The following is a 23,878-nucleotide window of genomic DNA, read 5'->3' as shown; positions in this document are numbered from 1 at the left end:
GATTGTCGGGTATGTCAGCGGAGAAGTTCTTTGACGACTTTGCCGGTGGCGTTCACCGGCAGCGCGTCGACGAAGTCGACGACACGCGGAACCTTGAACCCGGCCATGCGTGTCCGGCTCCAGGCGATCAGGTCCTCGGCCGGGATCGGGGCCGAGGAGACGACGAACGCTTTTCCCACCTGGCCGAGGCGCTCGTCGGGGATGCCGATCACGGCCACCTGGTCGACAGCCGGATGCTCGAGCAGGAAACCTTCGATTTCGGCGGGATAGGCGTTGAACCCGCCGACGACGAACATGTCCTTCTTGCGTCCGATGATGCGGAGGTGACCATCGGGATCGAGTTCGCCGAGGTCGCCGGTGTGGAGCCAGCCGTCGGGGTCGACAGCCTCGGCGGTGGCCTGCGGGTCGTCGAGATAACCCTGCATCACGTTGTATCCACGGATGAGTACCTCGCCGTCGTCGGCGATTCTCACTTCTACTCCGTCGCAGGGTGTTCCGACGGTAGTGGCGATCTGCTCGAAGGTGTCGCCGGGCCGCGATGCGGTTGCGGTGCCGGCCTCGCTCAGACCGTATCCCGTCATGATCGTCTCGAACGGCAGTTCGTTCCGGATACGCCGGATCAGGTCGACGGGGATGTCGGCCGAACCGGTCACCGCGGCGCGCAATGACGACAGGTCGTGCGTTCCGCGTCGCTGCGCGGCAAGGAGCGCGTGGTAGAGGGTGGGCGGTCCGGGCAACATGGTCACACTCTCGCGCTCGATCAGATCGAGAACGGTGTCCGTCTCGAAGACCGGGACGGGGAGGACGGTCGCGCCGCGGATGAACGAGGCGACGAGTCCGGCCTTGTAGCCGAACATGTGGAAGAAGGGGTTGACGATCATATAGCGGTCCCCACGGCGCAGATCGGCGAGATCGCACCATTCGGCGAACATCCGGAGCGTCTGAGCGTGGTTCATCATCACACCCTTGGGACGTCCGGTGGTGCCCGAGGTGTACATGATGTCGGCGATGTCCTCCCCGTTGATTCTCCGGGCGAACGGGTTTCCGCTCTCGAGGAAGCCGGACCCCAGGTCGATCCGCGGAACACCTGCCGGTACCGCGTACTCCTGGTCGAGGAAGCCGTCCTGGACGAGGGTCAGTTTCGCGTCGCTGCGCCGGATGATGTCGCCCGCCTCGTCCTCCCGGTAGCGGGTGTTCACCGGGACGAGGATCCCGCCCGCCGCGAGCGACCCGAAGGCCGCGACGATCCACGCAGCGGAGTTGGGTGCCCAGATCGCGACCCGATCACCCTTGCCGATGCCGGCTTCGGCGAACGAACCTGCGGCACAGCGGATCCGGTCGGAAAGATCGGTGAAGGAGATCCGGAGGTCCCCGTCGACGACCGCTTCGGCATCACCGAAGCGGTCGCCGGCGCTGAGGACCATCTCGGGGATGGTCCGCCAGTTCATACCTTGAGGAGCCGCGCGAGATTTCCGCCCATGACCAGCTTCTGGTCCTCGAAGGGCAGGTGCTGGATGTGATCGATGTAGGTGGTCGGCTCGGCCAGGCCCTCGGGGTGCGGGTAGTCGGAACCGAACAGCACGCGCTCGGCGCCGATGAGGGCGGTGAGCTTGCTGAAATCCTCTTCCCAGAAGGGGCTGACGTGGATGCTCTTCTTGATGGCGGCGACCGGGTCCTGCATGCCGAAGCCCTCGGGTGCCTTCTTGTAGACGTCGGCGAGGGTCTGGAGGACGTGCGGGAGCCAGGACGCGCCGTTCTCGATGACGGCGATCCGCAGTTCCGGGAAACGGAAGAGAGCTCCGTGGCATACCCACGACGCCACCGCGTCCTGGATGGGGCGCCACTCGCTGACCATGCGGAAGGCGTTGGTGACGAAGGGAAGCATCTCCTCGCCGGTGCCGTCCCACTCCTGGTTGTAGCGGGCGTAACCGCTGTCGGAGGAATGCTGGGTGACCAGTACGTCCAGCTCGACCACGCGCTTCCAGAACGGGTCGAACTCGGGGAGCGCGAACGAGCGCGGTCCCTTGTAGCCGGGGACCGGTGCCGGGCGCACGAGGATGGCCTTCGCCCCGCGCTCGACGCACCACTCCAACTCCTCGATCGCCTTCTCGACGATGGGGAGACTGATGACGGGAACGGTGAAGATGCGGTCCTTGTAGTTGAATCCCCAGGTCTCGTACAGCCACTGGTTGAGCGAGTGGACGACCGCGTGGATCAGCTCGGGGTTGTCGCGCATGCGCTCCTCGACGAGGCTGGCCAGCGTCGGGAACATCAGGGTGCGGTCGATCTGGAGCTCGTCCATGAGCTCGAGGCGCGCGGCGGGATCGCGGAAGGCCGGGATCGACTTCATCGGCTTTCCGAAGATCTCCCGCTTGCTCTTGCCCTCGGGATTGCCGTTCTTGAAGTAGTCCTCCATCGCACCCGGGCGGGCGACGACCTCGAAGGTCGGGTTGGGGATGTACTCACTGATCTGGCCACGTATCGCGATCTTCGTGCGGCCGTCGACCTGCACGTACTTGATGGCGCCCTTGTACTTGTCCGGGAGGAACTTGGTGAGAGCTTCCTCGGTCTCGTACAGGTGGTTGTCCGCATCGAACAACGGGTACGGCAATTCTTTCGCGGGCATCGAATCCTCCTTCTCCTGTTGCGAGAATACTATTCTCATAGTTGAGCGGTCGCAATATCCTGACGCACGCGGAACTTCTGGATCTTGCCGCTGGCCGTGCGCGGGAAGTCGTCGACGCGGTGCAGCTCCTCGGGCCACTTCTGCTTGGCGATGCCCGCCTGCAGGAAGTGCGCGCGCACGTCGTCGAGCGTCGGCATCGGGTGACCGGGGCGCAGGCGCAGGACCGCGGCCGCGTGTTCACCGAGACGTTCGTCCGGCGCCGACACCACGGCTGCCTCGGCGACCGCGGGCAGCGTCAGCAGGACCTCCTCGACCTCGAGGGCGCTGATGTTCTCCCCGCCCCGGATGATGAAATCGGCCTTGCGGTCGGTGATGGTGAGGAAGCCGTCGTCGTCGACCACCGCGACGTCCCCGGTGTGGTACCAGCCCTCCTCGTCGAAGGCCCGGGCGGTGAGTTCGGGGTCGGTGTAGCCCATGCACAGATCCGGACCACGGCTGAGGATCTCTCCGTCCTCCCCGATGCGGACCTCCACGCCGGGACACGCACTGCCGTCGGTGAACAGCCGCTTCTCGACCGGATCGGTGACGAGTGAACTCGTGATGGACGGATGTTCGGTGCTGCCGTACGCGCGGAAGACCGTGATACCCAGATCGTCGAGCCGGCGCGTGACTGCCGCAGGCACGGTCGAACCCCCGAGGCCGGCGTACTTCATGTACCGCAGGTGACGGTCGGGATCGAAGTTCGGATGATCGAGCAGGCTGGTGATGAAATATGTTGCCCCACCGCCGATGACGAGGCCATCGCTCTCCATCAGTTCGATCGCGCGAGCCGGATCCCAGACGTCGAGCAGATTGATGGGGGTGTGGTCGAGGACGGGAATGAGGAAGGCGTTGACCATGCCGATGAAGTGCCCGACGGGAGCGCCCGTGAGCTGCACGCCGCGGTCGGCGGGATAGCGTTCGGCCAGCTGCCTCGTCTCGAATCCGAGCGTGCGGTGCGTGTGGATCACGCCCTTCGGGTTGCTCGTCGTGCCGGAGGTGAACGCCAGCAGCGCGGGCTGCGAAGCGTCGACGGGGAGAACGCCTTCGAAGGGGGCGTCGTCGAGGAGGTCGTCGAAGTCGCGGCCGACGACTCCGACGACGGGAATGTCGGCGCACAGTTCGGGCCGGTACTCGGTGTAGCCGAACTTCTCGGCACAGACGAACACCGTGGGAGCGGCCTCGCGCAGGATGTACCCGAGTTCCTTGGGTCCGTAGAAGTGGACGATCGGAACGACAGTCGCGCCCAGGAAGGACGAGGCCCAGAACACCGCTGCCGCTTCCATCCAGTTGGGCAACTGGAAGGCCACCACGTCGCCGGGGCCCACACCACGGCGACGTAGACCGGCCGCGAGACGCCGGGCGATCCGCTCGACCTCACTCACCGTGCCCGACCACGGCCGAATGGCCGAGTGGATGCGGAATTCGGTGTCGGGTGCGGCCTTCAGGCCACGGGCCAGCATCTCGCCGATCGTCTCGCGTGTCCACCACCCTTCGTGTTCGTAGCGTTCGACCAGTTCGGAAGGGATCTGCCGCATCTGAGTGCTCCAGTGTCCGAGGGTGGGGCCGTGCCGTCGCGCGGCACGGTGCAACGGAGTGCAGACCGGCATAGGCCGGTTGTGGAGATGTTATTCTCCTAAAACTAGAATGCCAATATCAGTTCGGAGAGCAGAACCATGGTGGAGTTGGAACTCGACGACGGACTCGCCGTCGTCACCATCGATCGGCCGCATGCCCGCAACGCCATCGCTCCCGAGACGATGGACCAGTTGGAGAAGGTGCTCGACGAGGCCGCTCGGGCGCAGGCGCGCGCGCTGGTGATCCGAGGCGGCGGCGACCGGGCCTTCGTCTCCGGCGGCGATCTCAAGGAACTGGCCAAGCTGCGCACTCACGAACAGGCCGCCGACATGGCACGGCAGATGCGCGCGGTGTGCGACCGGATCGCGGGCTTCCCGGCCCCCGTCGTCGCGGCGCTCAACGGGCACGCTCTCGGTGGCGGTGCCGAGGTCGCCGTCGCTGCGGACATCCGGATCGCAGCGGACGACATCAAGATCGGTTTCAACCAGGTGTCACTGGCGATCATGCCCGCGTGGGGCGGTGCCGAGAGGCTCGCCTCCCTGATCGGTCGCGGCCGCGCCCTCCTGCTCGCCGGTTCCGGCGACATCCTCCGGGCGGACGAGGCCGAGCGCATCGGACTCGTCGACCGGGTCCTTCCGCGGGAAGCCTTCGAGGAGGGCTGGCGCGCTCTCGGTCGTGCGCTCGCGAACCCTTCGTCCGCGTCGATCAAGCGTGTCGTGAACGGGGCCGGCCCCGAGGAAGCGGTCGACGCCTTCGCACGACTCTGGGTCGCCGATGCGCACTGGGAAGCGGCCGACAAGGTGCTGTCGCGGGGCACGTGAGCCGGTCGTCTGCGCTGTGAAGTGCGACCTGCTCCACATGGGCGTTTGAACGCGACGAGGCGGGGGATCCTTCCAAGGTCCCGTCCCGCCGACCCGGGGAGCGCCTGTGCCTGCAACCGCCGCGACCGTTTCACCCGCCGATGCCGTTCGGCTGCTCGGCCGGGTGGCCGTACCGTTCGTCGCGGTGGGACCGATCGCGCGGCGCCGCTGGGCGATGAAACTGCTCGAGAAGAACCAGTCCGACGCCGGGGTGGTGCAGGTGATCGCCGACCTGCGGGAGCGTCACGGTGACGGTCCGCTGGTCGTGCCGATCCCCGGCCGCGCACTGGCGATCGTTCTCTCTGCTGCCGACGTGGACCGGATCCTCCGCACCGACACTGCCTCGTTCACCGCGGCCAACAAGGAGAAGGTGGCCGCCCTCAGCCCGTTCCAGCCCAACGGCGTGCTGATATCGCGGGGTGATCTCCGCGCGCAGCGCCGCGCCTTCAACGAGTCGGCTCTCGAGCCCGAACACGCCTTGCACCATCTCGCGGCCGAGTGGGTGCCGGTGATCGAGCAGGAGGCGCAGGCATTGCTCGACCACGCGAGGTCCCGGGGCGAACTCGACGCCCCCGACTTCGTGCGGACCTGGTGGCGGTTGGTCCGGCGGATCGCATTCGGAGATGCCGCGCGCGACGACGAGAGCATCACCGACCAGCTGTGGACACTGCGCTCGAACGGGAACTGGTCGTTCGCGCATCCGCTCCGGCACCGTCTGCGCGATCGGTTCACCCAGAATTTGCAGCACCACGTCACGGCCGCTCCGTCCGCGAGTCTCGCCGGCGTGGTCCGTGAGCTGGCCGCCCCGGCCTCGGTCGACCCGATCGGGCAGATGCCGCACTGGTTGTTCGCCTTCGACGCCGCAGGCATGGTCACCGCCCGCACCCTCGCCGTTCTGTCCACCCACTCGGAGCAGCGGCTGCGTGTGGAATCGGAACTGGCCGGATCCGAGTCCGGGTCGCCGCAGGTCTACGAATACCTGCGAGCCTGCGTGCTCGACACGACGCGGCTGTGGCCGACCACCCCGGTCATCCTGCGCGACTCGGTGGAGGAGACCGCCTGGTCCGACGGCGCGGGTGGCACGTTCACCATCCCGGCGGGCACGGGTTTCGTGATCCTCTCCTCGGCCTTCCATCGTGCCGACGACCTGCCGTTCGCCAACACCTTCGAACCCGAGATCTGGCTCGACGGCCGGGCGGAGCGTCATCCGGCGCTCGTGCCGTTCAGTGCAGGGCCGACGGTATGCCCCGGACGCAGCATCGTCCTGTTCGTCGCAAGCACGTTCCTCTCCTGCCTGCTCCGGTCCGGCGACTTCACTGTGGTGTCGGACGTGAAGCCCGATCCGGCCCGTCCGCTGCCCGCAACCCTGGACAATTTCGGCTTGCGGTTCGCCCTCCGATAACGCCCCGTATACCTCCTGTCCCGTGCACCTCGGGCACTCCGTGCCATGAGGTCGCTCACTGTTCGGCACCGTTTCGCGGTGCACGGGTGTGGTTCGTGATGTTTCTGGTGTCCGAGTGGGGCGAATCGGACAGTTTTTGTGGTTGACCGGTCTGTTTTCTGTCAACCCGACACGCCGAACCAGTCGAATTTCGAAGTACTCTGTGACGGAATCGTGATCCTATCGTTACCGATGGCCGTCCCGGAGGAACTTCTTGTGAGCCGACATTCTGAATCCGTCCCCGATCGAGAACCCACCGACGTGCGACGCCGTGCAGCCCGCGCCGGACGCTGGATGACCGTCGTCGTCCTCGCGAGCGCAGTGACGGTCGGCGGTACGACGGTGGCCCACGCCGCAGGCCAGCAGGTGCGCCCCGACTCCGGTGCCGCCTGGATCGGCTCCGGCGAGAACCTGTCCACCGCACCGCAGGTGCTGAAGGTCGCCGGTATCGACGCATCGCACTACACCGAGAAGTTGCGTCGTGCCGCCGAGCGTGACGCGCAGCGTGCCGCCGAGGAGGTCGCAGCGCAGGAGGAAGCGCAGCGTGCCGAGGCCGAGCGACTCGCGCGCGAAGCCGCCGAGCAGGCCGCCCGCGAGGAAGCCGCCCGCCGCCCGGCCCTCGCCTTCCCGGCCGCCGGCACCCTCACCTCGGGCTTCGGGCCGCGCTGGGGCACCAATCACAACGGCATCGACATCGCCAACGCGATCGGCACCCCCATCGTCTCGGTCACCGACGGAGTCGTGATCGAATCCGGCCCGGCCACGGGCTTCGGTCTGTGGGTGCGCGTCCGGCAGGACGACGGCACGATCGGCGTGTACGGACACATCGATCGTTCCCTCGTGACGCCCGGTCAGCACGTCCGCGCCGGCGAGCAGATCGCCACGATGGGCAACCGCGGTCAGTCCACCGGCCCGCACCTCCACTACGAGGTGTGGCAGCCGAACGGCGTCAAGATGGACCCGATGCCGTGGTTCCACGCACGCGGAGTCCCTGTGCCGCCCTCGAACCTGGGCTGACCCCGTGCAGCACACTGCCCCGACGTCCTCCACGTCGGGGCAGTGTGCTGCGTAGGGGCTACCAGATGCGGACGCGTTCCGTAGGTTCGAGATACAGTCCGTCGCCCTCGTGGACGTCGAACGCGTCGTAGAACGCGTCGATGTTGCGCACGACACCGTTGCACCGGAACTCCGGGGGCGAATGCGGATCGACCGCGAGACGACGTGAGGCCTCCTCGTCGCGAACCTTCGTGCGCCACACCTGAGCCCACCCGAAGAAGACGCGCTGCAGGCCCGTCAGGCCGTCGACGACGGGAGCCGGTTTGCCGTCGAGTGCGATCTCGTAGGCCTTCAACGCGATCGACAGTCCGCCGAGATCGCCGATGTTCTCGCCGATCGTGAAGCTACCGTTGACCCGCTGCCCCGGAAGGGCTTTCGGTTCGAACTGGTCGTACTGCGCGATCAGTGCCGCGGTGCGCTTGCCGAACTCCTCGCGGTCCGAATCGGTCCACCAGTTCTCCAGATTGCCGTCACCGTCGTATTTCGCACCCTGATCGTCGAAACCGTGGCCGATCTCGTGGCCGATCACGGCGCCGATGCCACCGTAGTTCGCGGCGTCGTCGGCGTACAGGTCGAAGAAAGGCGGCTGGAGAATCGCTGCGGGGAAGACGATCTCGTTCATTCCCGGGTTGTAGTAGGCGTTGACGGTCTGCGGGGTCATGAACCACTCGCCGCGATCCACCGGGCCTCCGAGCTTGCCGAGGTCGCGGTCGTACTCCGCGGCGTACCCGCTGCGGTAGTTGCCGACCACGTCGTCCGGAGTGATCGTCACAGCGGAGTAGTCGCGCCAGGTGTCGGGGTAGCCGACCTTGGGCGTGAACTTCTCGAGCTTGCGCAGGGCCGCCTCCCGCGTGGCCGGGCTCATCCATTCGAGCCCGGTGATGGACTGCCGGTAGGCCTCGATGAGATTGTCGACGAGCACCTGCATGCGCGTCTTGGCCTCCGCGGGGAAGTGCCGCTCGACGTACAGCTTGCCCACGGCTTCACCGAGAAGATCCTGTACCAGAGAGACGCCCCGCTTCCAGCGATCCCGGATCTCCTGTGTACCGGTGAGTGTGCGCCCGTAGAAGGCGAAGTTCTCCTCGACGAAGGACTCGGACAGATAGGGTGCTCGCGCGCGCAGCACCCGCCACGTCGCCCATGCCTTCCAGTCGTCGAGTTCCTCGTCGGCCCACAATCCGGCGAACACCTCGAGGAAGCTCGGCTGACGCACCACGATCTCGGCCCACTGCTCGGTGGTCGCACCGCTCGCGGTGATCCAGCCCGCCCAGTCGAACTGCGGAAGATCGGTGAGCAGGGAGTCGAAAGTGAGCAGGTTGTAACTCAGGTCCGCATCGCGGCGCTTGACCACATCCCAGTGGCCGGAGGCCAGCTTCGTCTCGAGTTCCACGACCCGCGCCGCGTCGTACGGCAGGTCGGCGAGGGCGAACATCCGGCCGATGTGGGCGGTGTACTGCTTGCGGATCTCGGCGTAGCGCTCCTCGCGGTAGTACGACTCGTCGGGCAGGCCCAGGCCGCCCTGCGAGACGTGCATGAGATACCGCTGCGAGTTCTTGGAATCGGTGTCGACGTAGTGGACGAGCGCCCCCGTCACCCCGGCACGCTGCAGCCGTCCGAGCACCGCCGCGAGAGCGCCGCGGTCGGCGGCCCCGGAGACAGCCCCGAGTTCGTCGCGGATCGGGTCGAGACCGGCGGCTTCGATCGCCTCCGTGTCCATGAAGGAGGTGAACAGGTCGCCGATCTTCCGGGCGTCGCTGCCCGGTGCTGCGCCGGACGCCGCAGCCTCTTCGATGATGGTCCGGACGTCGACTTCGGCCTTGTCGGCGAGCGTGCGGAACGCTCCGTCGAGCGCGCGGTCGGCGGGGATCTCGTGTTCGGCGAGCCACCGGCCGTTCACGTGTTCGAACAGGTCGTCCTGGGGGCGGACCCGTTCGTCGACGTGTCCGAGGTCGATGCCGGAGCGGATCTCCGAGTTCTGCGCGAGGGTCATGCTCCCCATCCTTACACCGGAACCCCCGGTCGTGCAGACGCCCACACCACGCACACCACCCATACAGGCCCATACCAGCGGAACTGGGAGAAGACCCCCGCGGCGGGGTGCTTGCTCCTACCATCGGCCCCATGACCGAAGGTTCCCCGTCGGAGCCGCCAGTGGCGACGCCGTCGACACAGATGCTGGTCGATCCACGCTTCATGCCGGTCGCGGATCTGTTCTTCCGGATGTTCTACAAGCCGAGCCAGGGCGGTGGGGCACTGGCGTGTTATCTGCACGGCGAGCCTGTGCTCGACATCTGGGCCGGATGGGCCGCACGCGACCGGCGCTGGACCCGCGACACCATCGTGTTGTCGTTCTCCACCGGCAAAGGAGTGGCCAGCACGGTGGTGCACCGGCTCGCCGAACGGGGTCTGCTCGACTACGACACCGCGGTGGCCGAGTACTGGCCTGAGTTCGGCGCTGCCGGGAAGGAGACGATCACGCTCCGGCAGCTCATGTCGCACCGGGCGGGGCTGCACAAGGCGCGCGGTCTGGTGCCGGGCCGCGAAGGACTGCTCGACTCCGATGCCGTGGCTACGGCGCTCGCCGCCGCACCACCCGATCCGCGACGACTCCGCGGCCCCGGCTACCACGCCGTCACCTACGGCAATCTCGTCGCCGAGGTGGCATCGCGCGTCGCGGGGGTGCCCTTCCAGGAACTCGTGCGTACCGAGATCGCAGAGCCCCTCGGGGTGGACGAATTCTGGTACCACGTGCCCGAGAGCCAGCGGCACCGCATCGCCCGCGTGTTCCCGAAGGTCAACTTCCTGCCGGCACCGTGGACGACGGCATCGGCCGTGCTGTCACATGCGCCGGGAGTGCGGGGACTCGCCGAGGCGGGCATGGCGGAGGGATTCGACGAGTTGATGCGGAGTCCGTCCGCACACGACGCCGTCATGCCGGGATGGAACGGGGTGTTCACCGCCCGGGCTCTCGCCCGCATGTACGCGGCGCTCGCGGACGGGGGCACGATCGACGGTGTCCGCCTGCTGAAGCGGGACACCGTCGAACAATTGCTCGAAGTACAGACACGGCGACGCGACTACGTTCTCGGCATCCGGCCCAACTGGCGGCTGGGATACCACCCGGGATGGGTGGCGATGCGCGAACAACCGCTGCGGTCGATCGGTCATTTCGGGTTCGGTGGGTCGGGTGCCTTCGCCGATCCCGAGACCGGCCTGTCCGTCGCGTTCGTCACCAACCGCATGGGCAACAGTTTCACCACGATCTCCGACGGGCGGTTCCCGCGGCTCGGCGCCGCCGCCGTGACGGTCGCGCGCCGCGCCGCGTGATCAGGAAGATCTCGTCGGTGAGCGTGTCGTCGAAGAAGACGATGCCGTGTGCATCGGTCATCTGAGCGCCGCGCAGACAGGTGCCGTCGTCGGTACCCGCCGCCTCGATGTCTCATCGTGCGGATCGAGGCTCGAGAGAGTCCTGGGAGGATGCTGGGAATCGCTACACGGCGGAAACGAGTTGCACGTTGGCGTGTGCGCGCACGTAGACGGTGCCGTCGGCAGCGCTCAGCGTCGTCTCGAAGGAGGCGAGCCGCCGTCCCGTCCGGACGGCTTCCGAGCGCACTTCGATGACCGGCCCGGGCGCGGCGGGCGAGCGCAGGTAGTCGAGACCGATCTCGAGCACCCGGTAGTGCTGACCGATCTCCGTCAAGGTCTGCGCGGCCAAGCCGGTGACGGACTCCGCCATCGAGACGAGTACGCCGCCCTGCACCGAACCGAGCACATTCGCCATCCACTCCCGCGGCGACACGCGGGCACGCACGATGCCGCGCTCGGCGGTCGTCACCTCGAGCCCGAGCAGACCGGCGAGGGGCCCGCGGGGCAGAGAGCCGACGGAGATGGCCGAGACGATGTCCGGACCGGGCAGTTCGGTCAGGACCGCGGCATCGGACCAGGCTTCGGGCTCGTCGCGCGGCGGCACGGCCTCCGCTGTGCCCGCTTCGGGTTCGCCGGCCGGTGCGCGTCCGACGACGATGGACCGCCCGACCAGATGGGCGACGAGGACGCCCTGCTCGTCGCGCACGTCGGTGCGGGACACGCCGGTCGACTCGTCGAAGAACAGACCGTGCCCGCGGCCCACGAGGGTGCCCGAGGTGGGGAAGGGATGCGCGAGCGTCGCCGTCAGGTGGGAGAGCACCCCTTGCGGGCGTTCACCGGTCGCCGCGAACCGGGCGAGACCGGCAGGCACGCCCGCGGCGAAGTCGGTGAAGACACCGACGGATGCGAGGGTGATCTGCCCGCGGTGGTCGAACAGGTGCGGCCCGACGGGCTGGGTGATCGTGACCGACGCATCGCCGGCGACCTCGATATCGACCCCCATGAAGCGACCCGGGCGGTCGACGGAGAACTGTACGGTCTCGATTGCCATACCTTGCTTCTATCAGGGACGGCCTGCCGGAGGCCGGGCGGGGAGTCCGTTCCCGCAGGACACTCAGCTCTGCCGGGTGTCCGGACCACGACCGCTCTCGAGTTCGCGGATCCGCTTCGACGCCTCTTCGAGCCGCTTCTTCCTCGCCTTGGCTTCCGATTCCTTCAGTTTTTCGTAGACTTCCTCGTCGTCGTCGCTGTACTTCAGGATCAGCCGCGGAACGCTGAGAGTCACGATCAGCGACGGCCACACGATCCAGGCGTAGTCCCATTCGAAGACGAGCTGCAGGACGAGGAAGGTCACCAGCGTGATACCGATGATGATCCAGTCCAGCGCTTCGACCATGCTGCCCCGCTCCCGGAGCGAGACCAGTTCCTCGTCCGCCGACAGTGCAGGTCCCGCAGCCGATTGCGTCGCCCCGAGGGGAGAACTGTCGCTCCGGACCGCCGGGGCCGAGGAGCCGGTGGTCATCCGGATGCGGCCGTCGACCTGCTCGAGGGGCGCCCCGCCGGGCAGCCCCCGGAAGGACGGGAGCAGTGCCGACAACGTTCGCGCCGAAGAGACTTCGCCGGATCGGTCGTAGAACTCGGCGCTGTCGAGCCGTCCTGCGGCGTAGTGCTCCCCGAGCGCGTTCAACGCATGCATGCGTTCGGCGTCGCTGAGCAGCAGGTCGTCGTGATCGGAGATGCCGTCCATTCGATGTCCGCACTTTCGGTGTCGAGGGGCGAGTGACGTGCACCCCGATACTAGGGCGGTGTGGCGGAATCGGAATACTTCCACAACTCGCGTCGGTATTCCTGCGATGAGTTCCTTCCTCGGGCCCGGTCTGTATCGGCGACACCCCGATCGCATCGCGTGACGGCCCGCCTACAGAGGAGAAAAGATGTCCCGCATGATGTTCGCGAACCTGGCCGTCGAGAACGTCGCGGCCACCCGCGAATTCTTCGACAAGCTCGGATTCACCTTCAACGACATGTTCTGCGACGAGAACACCGCCTGCCTGGAGATCAACGAGCAGGCGTACGTGATGTTGCTCGAGAAGCCACGTTTCCGCGATTTCATCAACGACGACCTCTGCGACACCGCGCGGGCCCGTGAGGTGCTGATGTGCATCACGGCGGAGAGCCGGGAGGGTGTCGACGCGATCGTGGACGGCGCGGTTGCAGCCGGAGGCAGCGAGTGGGTGACCTCCGGTGGGCAGAAGGCGCAGGAGGAGATGGGGGAGTACTCGCACCAACGGGCATTCCGCGACCTCGACGGCCACGTCTGGGAAGTGATGTGGATGGACATGGCTGCGGCAGCGCAGGCGTGGGCGCCCGAGGGGGCCGACGAGAGCGCTTCCGCCGAAGCGTGAGCGGGTTCGACAGCTCGATCGCGAGGTTCAGCGGGTTGCCGGATCCTCCGGCAACCCGAAGCTCGCGAACAACGCCGCGGTGTCGTCGGTGAAGAAGACCCTGGCGTGCGTGACTCTACCGGCGACGATGTCGAGCACTTGCAGCTGGAAAGGGTGGTGACGGCCGTCCTCTCCACGCATGTACAGCCCGAACGCCGGCTGACCGTTCGCGACGGTGGGCAGGAGCACCTGGTCGCCGGGGCCCTCCGCGGGGCAGTTGGTCTTGATGAGGGTGACGATGGCATCGGCGCCCTGGTACCACCCCTCGAAGGGCGGCATCTCCCAGACCGCGTCCTCGGTGAGCAGTTGTACGAGCGAGTCGATGTCGTACTTCTCGAAGCCGTCGACCCAGCGCTGCAGCAGTGCCTTGGTGTCGGCGTCGTCCGGTTCGGACAGTTCGTCGTCCCGGACCCGGGCGTCCTTCAGTTGCGCCCGGGCGCGCTGCAGGAGGCTGTTGACCGCGGCCGTCGAGGTGTCGAGGGCGGCGGCGACCTCGGTGGCGCGCCACTGCAGCACCTCCCGGAGCAGCAGGACCGCGCGTTGACGCGCGGACAGATGCTGCAGCGCAGCGACGAACGCGAGTCGTACGGAATCGCGGGACGCCGCGATCGTGGCGGGATCCGACGGATCGTCGGTCACGTACCCCGTCGGGAACGGTTCGAGCCACGGAATCTCGGAACGGGTGACGAGATCGTCGGTGGGGTCGGAACTGGGTGCCCCGAGCCCGGTGGGCATCGGCCTGCGGCCACGGCCCTCGAGCGCGGTGAGACACACGTTGGTGGCGATCCGGTGCAGCCACGTCCGCAGCGACGAGCGTCCCCCGAAGTTGTCGTACCCGCGCCACGCCCGTAGATAGGTTTCCTGGACCAGGTCTTCCGCGTCGTGGATCGACCCGCTCATGCGATAACAGTGGGCGAGCAGTTCACGGCGGAACGGCTCGGCCAGTTCCATGAAATCCGTCGACGCCGGTGTCGAACCGGCAGATTCTTCGAGCAGTTGTTCGGTCATGATCACGCACCCCCGGCTGGTCGGACCCGAATCCGCTACCCGTCAGAGGGTAGTCGGGGGCACCGACACACGACAGGCGATCGCCTGGGGTCTCGATCGACGCGCCGTATGCAGGTACCGTGCACGAAGTTGCGCCGAGGTGAGCGCGTGGTGGACGGAGTGGGGACAGGTCGTGCACGAAGACACGCTGCGCGAGGGCGTATCCGACGAACCGGACCTCGCCGGACCGGTCGGCCCGTACGCGAACGGCCTACCGCCCGGCGCCCTCGCGGTCGAGACACCCGCACTCGACCGGTTCGGGCCCGCCGAACTCGGACGAGCCGTCGTGGTCGCCGCGGCCCTGATCGCCTTCGTGGTGTGGGCCCTGCTGCGGTGGACGGTCCGGCCCCGGCAGCACAGTCTCGTGGATGCGGCGGCGCACGGCACCGTGGACGCCTTCGAGCACCTCGGGCCGACCTTCGTCAAGCTCGGTCAGCTCATCGCGTCGTCACCCGGATTGTTCCCGGTGGCCCTCGCCGATGCGTGCCTGCGCATGCTCGACGACGTTCCCACCTTTCCCTCCGATCAGGCCCGGGCCGTGATCGAAGAGGACCTCGGGCATCGCATCGAGGAGATGTTCGCGTCGTTCGACGACGTGCCGCTCGCCGCGGCCTCCGTGGCCCAGGTGCACGGGTGCGTGCTGCGCGACGGCCGCCGCGCCGTGGTCAAGGTGCAACGTCCGGGAATCGCGCAGCGCATGCTCGTCGACCTGCGGGCGGCGTACATGGGCGCGAAACTGCTGCAGATATTCGAGTTCTTCCGGATCGCGAACACCCCGGGGATCATCCGCGATCTCTACAACGCGACGATGACCGAGCTCAACGCCGCGGTCGAAGCGGATCGGCAGGATCGCTTCCGCCGCAACATCTCCGTCTTCGGTGACAATGCCTACGTCACGGTCCCCGAGGTGTACTGGCAGTGGTGTGGTCCGCGGGTGATCTGCATGGAGCGGTTGCAGGGCAAGCCGCTCGACCGGGTGGTGCCGGGACAGGACGATCTCGACACCGCCCTGCTGGTGCGTCGCGGCGTGAAGGTATGGATGGAGGCCGTGCTGTGTCACGGCCCCTTCCACGGCGACGTGCACGCCGGCAATCTGTGGCTGCTCGACGACGGGCGGGTGGCACTGCTCGACTTCGGGATCGTCGGCGAACTGCCCGGCAAGTGGCGTGCGCTGCTGCGGGAACTGTTCCGCGCGGCCCTGATCGAAGGGGATTTCACGGCGGTCGCCCAGAGTGTCCGAGCGCTCGGTGTCGCTGCGGATCTCGACGTCGACGACGCTGCGGTGGGCCGGCAGGTCGCGGAGACCTTCGGCCCGCTCCTCGGTCAGGATGTGGGGGAGCTGCGGCTCAGTGAGCTGATCGGGGGGCTGGTCGCACTGGGACGTAAGTGGAACACCTCCACTCCCGAGGAGCTCGTGTTGTTCGGTAAACAGCTCGGGTACTTCGAGAGGTATGCGACGGCACTCGCCCCCGGATGGGTGCTCGGCCGGGACCCCTTCGTCTTCCGGAACATCTTCCCGGACGAGGTCGCCATAAGAACCGCCGAATCGGGTGTGAGCCTGCCCGACTGAGTTCGGACCCGGAAAGACCTTTACAGGGCTGTCCGTAGCCCGTAATTTGAACGATCGTTCGACCTGATTTCATGCGGGTCACGCCGGCTACGGGAAGGACCACGACCGCACATGGCAACTCCGCAGGATGTAGTACTGAGTACTCGCACCGGACACGTCGTGACCTGGACGATCAACCTTCCGGAGGCACGTAATCCGATCTCGGGTGACGATGTCGTCGACCGTCTCGTCGAACTCGTCGACGAAGCGAACTGCGACATCGAGACGCGTGTCGTGATCCTCACCGGTGCCGGATCCGCGTTCTCGGCGGGCGGCAACGTCAAGGACATGGACGAGCGTCGCGGCATGTTCGGCGGTGCCCCTCACGCCCTGAGGGAGGGCTACCGGCGCGGTATCCAGCGTCTGCCCAAGGCCGTCTATCACTGCGAGGTCCCGATCATCGCCGCTGTCAACGGTCCCGCCGTCGGTGCCGGCTGCGACCTCGCGATGATGTGCGACATGCGGATCGCGTCGACGACGGCGTTCTTCGCGGAGAGCTTCGTCAAGCTCGGCATCATCCCGGGCGACGGCGGGGCCTGGCTGCTGCCACGTGCGATCGGTGCGGCCCGCGCCGCCGAGATGGCCTTCACCGGCGATCGCGTAGACGCCGCGACGGCGCTCGACTGGGGTATGGTCTCGCAGGTCGTCGAGCCCGAAGATCTTCTCGCCGCCGCGAACGCGCTGGCCGCACGCGTCGCCGTCAACCCCCCGAACGCACTGCGCATGACGAAGAAGCTGCTGCGCGAGGGCCAACGCGTCGACCTCGACACGCTCCTCGAGCTCTCGGCCTCCTTCCAGGCACTCTCACACCACACTCACGACCACCGGGAAGCACTCTCGGCGTTCCTCGAACGGCGAACCGGCGACTTCACCGGCAACTGACATTTCATCCCCCAGAACCCGAGGACACGCCATGCAGCGGACGATCTTCACCGAAGAACACGAGCAGTTCCGGAAGATGTTGCGCGACTTCATCGAACGTGAGGTCGTGCCACATCGTGAGGAATGGGACGAGATGGGCCGTCCTCCTCGCGAGTTCTTCCGTCGCCTCGGCGAATTGGGAATCCTCGGGATCCAGGTGCCCGAGGAATACGGCGGTGGTGGCGAGTCGAGCTTCAAGTTCAACACCATCGTCTTCGAAGAGGTTGCGCGCGCGGGAGTCTCGTTCGGCTCCTACACCGTGCACGCCTGCCTCATCCTGCCGTACCTGCTCGAATATGCGACCGAGGAGCAGAAGCGCCGCTGGCTGCCCGGCTTCGCCGACGGTTCGATCATGACCGCGATCGCGATGACCGAGCCCGGCACCGGGTCCGATCTCGCCAACATCGCGACCTCGGCGAAGCTGTCGGAGGACGGCTCGCACTACATCGTCAACGGCGCCAAGACCTTCATCACCGGCGGCGTCACCGCTGATCTCGTCCTCACGGTGTGCCGCACCACCCCGTTCGATCCGGAGAACCGTCGCGGCGGTCTGTCGATCATCGCCGTGCCCACGGCGTCCGAGGGCTTCGCCGTGGGGCGCAAGCTCGACAAGATCGGTCTGCACCAGCAGGACACGGCCGAGCTGTCGTACACCGACGTGAAGGTGCCCGTGGAGAACCTCCTCGGCGAGGAGGGCAAGGGCTTCGACTATCTCACCCACAATCTGCCGCAGGAGCGTCTGAGCATCGCTCTGAACCAGGTCGGCTTCGCCGAGGCCGCGATCGACCACGCGATCGCGTACACCAAGGAGCGCAAGGTGTTCGGAAAGCCGGTCGCCTCCTTCCAGAACACCAAGTTCGTGCTCGCCGAGTGCTCCGCCGAGACCCAGGCCGCGCGGGTGTACGTCGACCACTGCCTCGAACTGCTCGACCGCAAGGAGCTGACCGTCGCCGACGCGGCTCGCGCGAAACTGTTCTGCACCGAGGTCGCCGGACGCGTGATCGACAAGTGCCTCCAATTGCACGGTGGCTACGGCTACATCACCGAGTACCCGATCGCCCGCCTGTACGCCGACACCCGGGTGACCCGGATCTACGGCGGCACCAGTGAGGTCATGAAGACGATCATCTCCAAGGATCTGGGGCTGTAAGGATGTACCCGGGCCGTTATGCCGCGGTCGCCCCGGACCGGCCCGCCGTGCACGAGGCCGCGACCGGACGGATGCTCACCTATCGTCGTCTCGAGGACGCCTCCGTCCGGTTCGCGCACTGGCTTCGCGCTCACGGAGTCGGAAGGGGTGATCACATCGCGGTGATCACCGTCAACGACATGACGGTCTTCGAACTGTACTGGGGTGCGCTGCGTTCCGGTGTCTACATCACCCTCGTGAACCGGCATCTGACACCGGTCGAAGCCGCGTACATCGTCGACGACTGCGACGCGAAGGTGCTCGTGGTCTCGGCGCCGCTCGCGGATCTCGCGCAGTCGGTCGTGCCACTGACCCCGAAGGTGGTGCACCGCATCGTGTTCGGGGGAGAGATCCCCGGGCATCTCGTGTACGAGGACGAACTGTCCGGTTTCCCGGTCACGCCTCCGGACGATCAGCCGCGTGGCAGCGACATGCTGTACTCTTCCGGCACCACCGGCCGCCCCAAGGGCATCAAACCCGCGCTCACCGGCGCGCAGGTCGGGGACGAGCCGGGTTCTCCGTTGCTGAAACAGGTGCGCCGGTTCGGTTTCGACGAGGACACGGTGTATCTGTCGCCGGCACCGATCTACCATTCGGCGCCGCTGCGGTACAGCGTGTCGACCCAGGCACTCGGGGGCACCGTCGTGCTCATGGACACCTTCGATCCCGAGCGAAGCCTCGAATACATCGAGAGATATCGGGTGACCCACAGCCAGTGGGTGCCCACGCATTTCGTCCGCCTCCTGAAACTGCCGCGCGAGATCCGGGAGCGCTACGACCTGTCGTCGATGCGATGCGCGCTGCATTCGGCGGCTCCGTGCCCGGTGGAGGTCAAGCACGAGCTCATGCGGTGGTGGGGCGAGATCGTCTACGAGTACTACTCCGCGACCGAAGCCATCGGCAACACCCTCGTCACCCCACAGGAATGGCTCCGCAAACCGGGAACCGTCGGAAAGACCGGGGGACCGGGAACTCTCGGGCTCGCACGCATCTGCGACGAAGACGGAAACAGGCTTCCACCCGGCGAGGTCGGCATCGTCTACTTCGAGCGCCCGGACTACTCGTTCGAATACCATCGGGACCCTCACAAGACCGCGTCGACGCGGCACCCCGCCGAGGAGAGCTGGTACACCACCGGAGACATCGGATATCTCGACGAGGACGACTACCTGTTCCTGACCGGCAGGGGCATGTTCACGATCATCTCGGGCGGGGTGAACATCTACCCCCAGGAGATCGAGAACGTCCTCATCCTGCACCCCTCGATCGCGGACGTCGCGGTGGTCGGCGTGCCGGACGCCGATCGCGGTGAACGTGTCGAAGCGTTCGTGCAACTCGTCTCCGGCGAGGAGGGATCCGACGAGACCGAGGGCGAGATCATCGAATTCTGCCGAGCGCGGCTCTCCCGTTTCAAGTGTCCTCGGCGCGTCCGCTTCGTCGGCGGACTACCGCGCACACCGACGGGCAAGATGGTCAAGGGACGGCTCGACGAGCTGATCGCCCGGTACGCCGATGCGGGAGCGGTGTCGTGAGGGCGCTGTCACCGAAGCAGCGCGTGTTCATCGAGACGGGGCGGAAGGAGTTCGTACGCAACGGATACGGCTCCTCCTCCATCCGGACGATCGCGCAGGAGGCGGGCGTGAGTCTGTCCGCCCTGTACTACCACTACAAGAACAAGCAGGATCTGCTGCTCGCGATCCTGCTGGACGGTGTCGACACCTACGACGCGGTCTGCGACGCCGAACTCGCTCGGGTCGGCGACGATCCCGTCGACCGGATCCGCGCATTCGTCAAGGGAAATGTCGTATTCCGCACCCGATTTCCCGAACACGGGCGGATGATCGCGACCGAGGTCCGGAATCTCGAACCCGAGGGCGCGCGACTCTACGAGGAACGCCGACGTGCCGGGCGGCAGCGGATCCGCGACATCATCGACGACGGCGTCGAACGCGGGGTGTTCACCACGAAGTATCCCGACGACTGCCGCCGGTCGATCCTGGCGATGGTCTCGGCGATAGCCAACTGGTACGACCCTGCCGGCCCGGACACCCCGGAGGAGATCGCGGCACGCTACGCGGAACTGTCCCTGGCACTGCTGTGCCCTGCTGTAATCGGTGGAGAAGGAGATCGACGGTGAGCGCACGACTCGTGCCGAGAGCAGGCACTCCCGACCCGGCACTGGCAGAGCTCCGCGCCGAGGTGAGGTCCTTCCTGAAGGACCTGATCGAGGCCGGGGTCTTCACGCCGGGCATCGACACCTGGCTGACGCGCTGGAACCCCGACTTCACGCGTGCCCTCGCGGCGCGCGGCTGGGTCGGTATGACGATCCCCGTCGAGTACGGCGGACACGGGCGCACCTTCATGGAGCGTTTCGTCGTCACAGAGGAACTGCTCGCGGCGGGAGCGCCGGTCGCCGCCCAGTGGGTCGCCGATCGGCAGGCGGCTCCCTCGCTGCTGAAATACGGTACCGAGGAACAGAAGAGGCGGTTCCTTCCGGGCATCGCGACCGGTGACATCTGCTGGGCCATCGGCATGTCCGAGCCCGAATCCGGATCCGACCTCGCGAGCGTGAAGACCAGGGCGACCCGGGTCGACGGAGGATGGCGCATCTCCGGCACGAAATTGTGGACGTCCGGAGCCCATCACGCCGATGCGTTCTTCGCTCTCGCTCGCTCCGCCCCCCTCGATCCGGCGCACCGTCACGACGGGCTGAGCCAGTTCATCGTCCTGCTCGACTCGCCGGGCGTGACGATCAGACCGATCCTGTCGATGTCGGGCGATCACCATTTCAACGAGGTGCTCCTCGACGACGTGTTCGTGCCGGACGATCTGGTGCTCGGGCGGATCGGTGCCGGCTGGGAGCAGGTCACGAGCGAGCTCGGCTACGAACGGAGCGGTCCGGAGCGTTTCCTGTCGACCTTCGGGGTGCTCGAATCCCTCGTGCGTGGGGTGGCGGAGGGCACCACCGAACCGGACACTCGCATCGGGGCGACCATCGGCCGCATGGCGGGATTGCACCGGATGTCCATCGCCGTCTCGGAATCGCTCGAACGCGGTGAGAATGCCGAGTTGGCAGCATCGGTCGTGAAGGTGCTGGGCACGAAGACCGAGGGTGATCTCGCCGACCTCGCCGACGAGATCGCGGGCTACACCGCCGGCGACCCGCATCTGGCGGAACTCGTGAGGGCGGGCGTCATGCAGCGTCCGGGCTTCACACTGCGCGGCGGCACGAGCGAGATCCTCCGCGGGGTCATCGCACGAGGATTGGGGATGAGATGAGCGGGCACGACGCACGGCAATCGACCGAACTGCGCGACTTCGCGCAGATGCTGTCCGAGGTGTTCACCTCGGGCGACGACCACCGCATCGGTGAGGTCGTCGAACTGGATCGCGCCCTGTGGACCACGCTCACCGAACTCGGTCTCGATCGCCTGACCGGGTCGGAGGAGTGCGGCGGAAGCGGCGCGGGCTGGTCGGAGGCCGCGCTGCTGCTCGACGCCGCGGGCCGGGCGGCGGCCGCCGTGCCGGTCGCCGAGAACGACCTGCTGGCGGGATGGTTGCTCGACACCGCCGGTCTCGACGCCGGTCCCGGTGTGCGTACCGCGGCGGTCCTCGACGCGGAGGGCCGGGCGCGGCACGTCCCGTGGGCCCGGTTCGCGGACTCGATCGTCGTGCTGTGGGAGTCCCCGCAGGGGTGGCGGGTTGCCGAGGTCTCGCGCGAGGACGTCGAACTCGTCGAGTCCGTGAACCTGGCGGCGGAACCCCGCGATCATCTGCGCGTCGATCTCGCGACCCTCCCGGGAGCCGACGTTCCGGCAGAGGTCGCCGACGAGTTCCGCTACCGTGGTGCGCTCGCACGCGCGCTCGCCTCCGCGGGTGCGATGGATCGCATTCTCGGTCTCGTCGTCGAACACACCACGGCGCGCGTGCAATTCGGGCGTCCTCTCGGAAAGTTCCAGGCCGTCCAGGCCCTCGCCGCGGACATTGCGACCGAAGCATCACTCGCGTATGCCGCAGCCGACGCCGCGGTCGACGCGGTCCTCGCCGGTGGCTTCGACGCTGCCTCGACGCGTTTCGCGATCGCCGCGGCCGCGTCGTGTTCCGGACACGCGGCATCGGTCGTCGCCCGTAACGCGCACCAGGCGCTCGGGGCGATCGGATTCACGATGGAACACGAACTGCACCGGCATGCGAACCGGATCCTGTCGTGGCGAAGCGAATTCGGGACCGTGGCCTCGTGGGATGCCGAACTGCTCGCCGCGGCGGGTGATGCGCAGGACGTGTGGGCGCTGATCACAGGCGATCGGGTACCCGCCGGGAATGCCTCGCGACTCGGGGAATGAACCCGGCAGCCCCGGAACGACGATCGATACCGAAGAAGATCCGGTTCCTGAGTGGGATCGGGCCGGTCGGCGTACAGCGACGCCGGGCGGGAACGCGATGACGAAAGGACGGGCGAGGGTGGCGGGCAACGGAACCGAGCGGGTCGATGGCGAGGCTTCGGCCGGACTGCCGCTCGAAGGCATCCTCGTGGTGAGCCTGGAGCAGGCGGTCGCCGCACCCCTCGCGACCCGCCATCTGGCGGATCTCGGTGCGCGGGTGGTCAAGGTCGAACGCGTCGGCGAGGGCGACTTCGCGCGGGCCTACGACAGTGCGGTGCACGGTCTCGCCGCGCATTTCGTGTGGCTCAACCGCGGTAAGGAGTCCTTCGCGGTGGATCTGAAGGCACCCGAGGGTATCGATGCCGTGAAGGCTCTCGTTCGTGGCGCCGACGTCTTCCTGCAGAACCTCGCGCCGGGTGCTGCTGCGCGCCTGGGGCTCGGTGCGGACGACCTGCGCTCGGACCATCCGGAACTGGTGGTGGTCGACATGTCCGGCTACGGTGCCGACGGCCCCATGCGCGACCGCAAGGCGTACGACCTGCTGGTGCAATCGGAGACCGGCCTGTGTTCGATCACCGGTACGCCCGAGACCGCGGTCAAGACGGGCATTCCCACCTCGGACATCGCGGCCGGAATGTACGCGCTCACCTCGATCCAGGCGGCGTTGCTGCGCCGGTACCGGACCGGGATCGGAGCGACGATCGAGGTGTCGATGTTCGACGCGACCGCCGAATGGCTCGGCTACCCGATGTACCTGCAGATGTACCAGGATCGTCAGGTTCCTCGAATGGGCTTGTCGCACACGTCGATCGCGCCTTACGACAAGTACCCGACCGCCGACGGGGAGATTCTCGTCGGTGTCCAGAACGATCGTGGCTGGCGTGTTCTCGTCACCGAAGTGCTCGGCATGCCGGAACTCGCGGATGATCCGCGCTACGCCACCAATCTCGAACGGGTACGTCGCCGCGAGGAGGTCGATGCCCTGGTCGCGCAGGGCACCAAGCAGTTCACGAGCGCGGATCTCGACGAGCGGCTCGCCGCCTCGGGGGTGCCCGCGGCGCAGTTGCGGGATCTGCGGGGACTCATCGAACATCCCCAGCTCTCGACTCGCGACCGGTGGCGTGAGGTGCAGACCGAAGCCGGTCCGGTGCGCGGCATCCTGCCGCCGATGAACTTCCGGGACGTCGAATTGCCGATGGGTGCGGTTCCGGCGCTCGGACAGCACACCGACGCCGTCCTCACCGGTCTCGGATTCACCGACGAGCAGATCGCGGATCTGAGGCAGGCAGGCATCGTCGGCTGACGGATGCCGTCCCGGCG

The 23,878-nt window shown here is 67.1% G+C and carries 20 protein-coding genes; 13 read left to right on the top strand and 7 right to left on the bottom strand.

The window, feature by feature from the left end; translation table 11 throughout:
- Nucleotides 1-14 precede the first annotated feature (14 nt).
- Genes MOM01_RS08835 through MOM01_RS08825 form a run of 3 tightly spaced genes read right to left on the bottom strand, consistent with a single transcriptional unit; the run spans nucleotide 15 to nucleotide 4,203 of the window.
- The gene (locus MOM01_RS08835; RefSeq protein ID WP_241385021.1) at nucleotides 15-1,448 is read right to left on the bottom strand and encodes a FadD3 family acyl-CoA ligase; all 1,434 of its coding nucleotides are present in this window, start codon (nucleotides 1,446-1,448) and stop codon (nucleotides 15-17) included.
- On the bottom strand, nucleotides 1,445-2,626 hold the full coding sequence (locus MOM01_RS08830; RefSeq protein WP_120280467.1) for an amidohydrolase family protein: 1,182 nt from the start codon (nucleotides 2,624-2,626) through the stop codon (nucleotides 1,445-1,447). Before MOM01_RS08830 ends, MOM01_RS08835 begins: the two co-directional genes overlap by 4 nt.
- 35 nt (nucleotides 2,627-2,661) lie before the next feature.
- Nucleotides 2,662-4,203, bottom strand: a complete 1,542-nt coding sequence (locus tag MOM01_RS08825) for an AMP-binding protein (RefSeq protein ID WP_241385020.1) — start codon at nucleotides 4,201-4,203, stop codon at nucleotides 2,662-2,664.
- 138 nt (nucleotides 4,204-4,341) lie between these two features.
- Between MOM01_RS08825 and MOM01_RS08820 the strand changes: the two genes are divergently transcribed.
- From MOM01_RS08820 to MOM01_RS08810, 3 genes are all read left to right on the top strand, one after another.
- Nucleotides 4,342-5,064 (top strand): enoyl-CoA hydratase/isomerase family protein, encoded by a 723-nt coding sequence (locus MOM01_RS08820; protein ID WP_241385019.1) that lies wholly within the window; start codon nucleotides 4,342-4,344, stop codon nucleotides 5,062-5,064.
- 106 nt (nucleotides 5,065-5,170) lie between these two features.
- Nucleotides 5,171-6,505, top strand: a complete 1,335-nt coding sequence (locus MOM01_RS08815; RefSeq protein WP_241385018.1) for a cytochrome P450 — start codon at nucleotides 5,171-5,173, stop codon at nucleotides 6,503-6,505.
- Between the two features lie 333 nt (nucleotides 6,506-6,838).
- On the top strand, nucleotides 6,839-7,561 hold the full coding sequence (locus MOM01_RS08810; RefSeq protein ID WP_241385133.1) for a M23 family metallopeptidase: 723 nt from the start codon (nucleotides 6,839-6,841) through the stop codon (nucleotides 7,559-7,561).
- A gap of 58 nt (nucleotides 7,562-7,619) precedes the next feature.
- Here the strand turns inward: MOM01_RS08810 and MOM01_RS08805 are convergent, their stop codons facing one another.
- Nucleotides 7,620-9,590 (bottom strand): M13 family metallopeptidase, encoded by a 1,971-nt coding sequence (locus tag MOM01_RS08805; RefSeq protein ID WP_241385017.1) that lies wholly within the window; start codon nucleotides 9,588-9,590, stop codon nucleotides 7,620-7,622.
- Between the two features lie 131 nt (nucleotides 9,591-9,721).
- On the opposite strand from MOM01_RS08805, the gene MOM01_RS08800 reads away from it, so the two are divergent.
- A complete protein-coding gene (locus tag MOM01_RS08800; RefSeq protein WP_241385016.1) occupies nucleotides 9,722-10,927 on the top strand; it encodes a serine hydrolase domain-containing protein in 1,206 nt (401 codons plus the stop codon).
- Between the two features lie 163 nt (nucleotides 10,928-11,090).
- Here the strand turns inward: MOM01_RS08800 and MOM01_RS08795 are convergent, their stop codons facing one another.
- Both MOM01_RS08795 and MOM01_RS08790 read right to left on the bottom strand, forming a co-directional pair.
- Nucleotides 11,091-12,017: a PaaI family thioesterase gene (locus MOM01_RS08795; protein WP_241385015.1), complete on the bottom strand. Its 927-nt coding sequence runs from the start codon at nucleotides 12,015-12,017 to the stop codon at nucleotides 11,091-11,093.
- Nucleotides 12,018-12,080: 63 nt separating this feature from the next.
- Nucleotides 12,081-12,713, bottom strand: coding sequence for a DUF1707 SHOCT-like domain-containing protein (locus MOM01_RS08790; RefSeq protein ID WP_241385014.1), 633 nt, complete (start codon nucleotides 12,711-12,713; stop codon nucleotides 12,081-12,083).
- Nucleotides 12,714-12,900: 187 nt separating this feature from the next.
- On the opposite strand from MOM01_RS08790, the gene MOM01_RS08785 reads away from it, so the two are divergent.
- On the top strand, nucleotides 12,901-13,371 hold the full coding sequence (locus MOM01_RS08785; protein WP_241385013.1) for a VOC family protein: 471 nt from the start codon (nucleotides 12,901-12,903) through the stop codon (nucleotides 13,369-13,371).
- Between the two features lie 27 nt (nucleotides 13,372-13,398).
- Here MOM01_RS08785 and MOM01_RS08780 read toward each other — a convergent pair whose 3' ends face one another.
- Nucleotides 13,399-14,418, bottom strand: a complete 1,020-nt coding sequence (locus MOM01_RS08780; protein ID WP_277609383.1) for a sigma-70 family RNA polymerase sigma factor — start codon at nucleotides 14,416-14,418, stop codon at nucleotides 13,399-13,401.
- Nucleotides 14,419-14,605: 187 nt separating this feature from the next.
- Here MOM01_RS08780 and MOM01_RS08775 point away from each other — a divergent pair, with 187 nt between their 5' ends.
- The 8 genes from MOM01_RS08775 (at nucleotide 14,606) to MOM01_RS08740 (ending at nucleotide 23,861) form a co-directional block, all read left to right on the top strand.
- The gene (locus MOM01_RS08775) at nucleotides 14,606-16,027 is read left to right on the top strand and encodes an ABC1 kinase family protein (RefSeq protein ID WP_241385131.1); all 1,422 of its coding nucleotides are present in this window, start codon (nucleotides 14,606-14,608) and stop codon (nucleotides 16,025-16,027) included.
- 111 nt (nucleotides 16,028-16,138) lie between these two features.
- On the top strand, nucleotides 16,139-16,948 hold the full coding sequence (locus MOM01_RS08770) for a crotonase/enoyl-CoA hydratase family protein (RefSeq protein WP_241385012.1): 810 nt from the start codon (nucleotides 16,139-16,141) through the stop codon (nucleotides 16,946-16,948).
- A 31-nt stretch (nucleotides 16,949-16,979) separates the two neighbouring features.
- Entirely contained in the window at nucleotides 16,980-18,137 is a 1,158-nt protein-coding gene (locus tag MOM01_RS08765; RefSeq protein ID WP_241385011.1) for an acyl-CoA dehydrogenase family protein, read from the top strand.
- Between the two features lie 2 nt (nucleotides 18,138-18,139).
- Nucleotides 18,140-19,708: an acyl-CoA synthetase gene (locus MOM01_RS08760; RefSeq protein ID WP_241385010.1), complete on the top strand. Its 1,569-nt coding sequence runs from the start codon at nucleotides 18,140-18,142 to the stop codon at nucleotides 19,706-19,708.
- The gene (locus MOM01_RS08755) at nucleotides 19,705-20,313 is read left to right on the top strand and encodes a TetR/AcrR family transcriptional regulator (RefSeq protein WP_241385009.1); all 609 of its coding nucleotides are present in this window, start codon (nucleotides 19,705-19,707) and stop codon (nucleotides 20,311-20,313) included. The genes MOM01_RS08760 and MOM01_RS08755 overlap by 4 nt, the downstream gene beginning before the upstream one ends.
- Nucleotides 20,310-21,455 (top strand): acyl-CoA dehydrogenase family protein, encoded by a 1,146-nt coding sequence (locus MOM01_RS08750; protein ID WP_241385008.1) that lies wholly within the window; start codon nucleotides 20,310-20,312, stop codon nucleotides 21,453-21,455. The genes MOM01_RS08755 and MOM01_RS08750 overlap by 4 nt, the downstream gene beginning before the upstream one ends.
- Nucleotides 21,452-22,519, top strand: coding sequence for an acyl-CoA dehydrogenase family protein (locus MOM01_RS08745; protein ID WP_241385007.1), 1,068 nt, complete (start codon nucleotides 21,452-21,454; stop codon nucleotides 22,517-22,519). The genes MOM01_RS08750 and MOM01_RS08745 overlap by 4 nt, the downstream gene beginning before the upstream one ends.
- A 97-nt stretch (nucleotides 22,520-22,616) precedes the next feature.
- The gene (locus tag MOM01_RS08740; RefSeq protein ID WP_241385006.1) at nucleotides 22,617-23,861 is read left to right on the top strand and encodes a CaiB/BaiF CoA transferase family protein; all 1,245 of its coding nucleotides are present in this window, start codon (nucleotides 22,617-22,619) and stop codon (nucleotides 23,859-23,861) included.
- Nucleotides 23,862-23,878 lie beyond the last annotated feature (17 nt).

The sequence above is a fragment of the Rhodococcus sp. CH91 genome (assembly GCF_022554085.1).
Classification (GTDB): domain Bacteria; phylum Actinomycetota; class Actinomycetes; order Mycobacteriales; family Mycobacteriaceae; genus Rhodococcus.
This window is presented reverse-complemented; position numbering and strand designations above follow the sequence as displayed.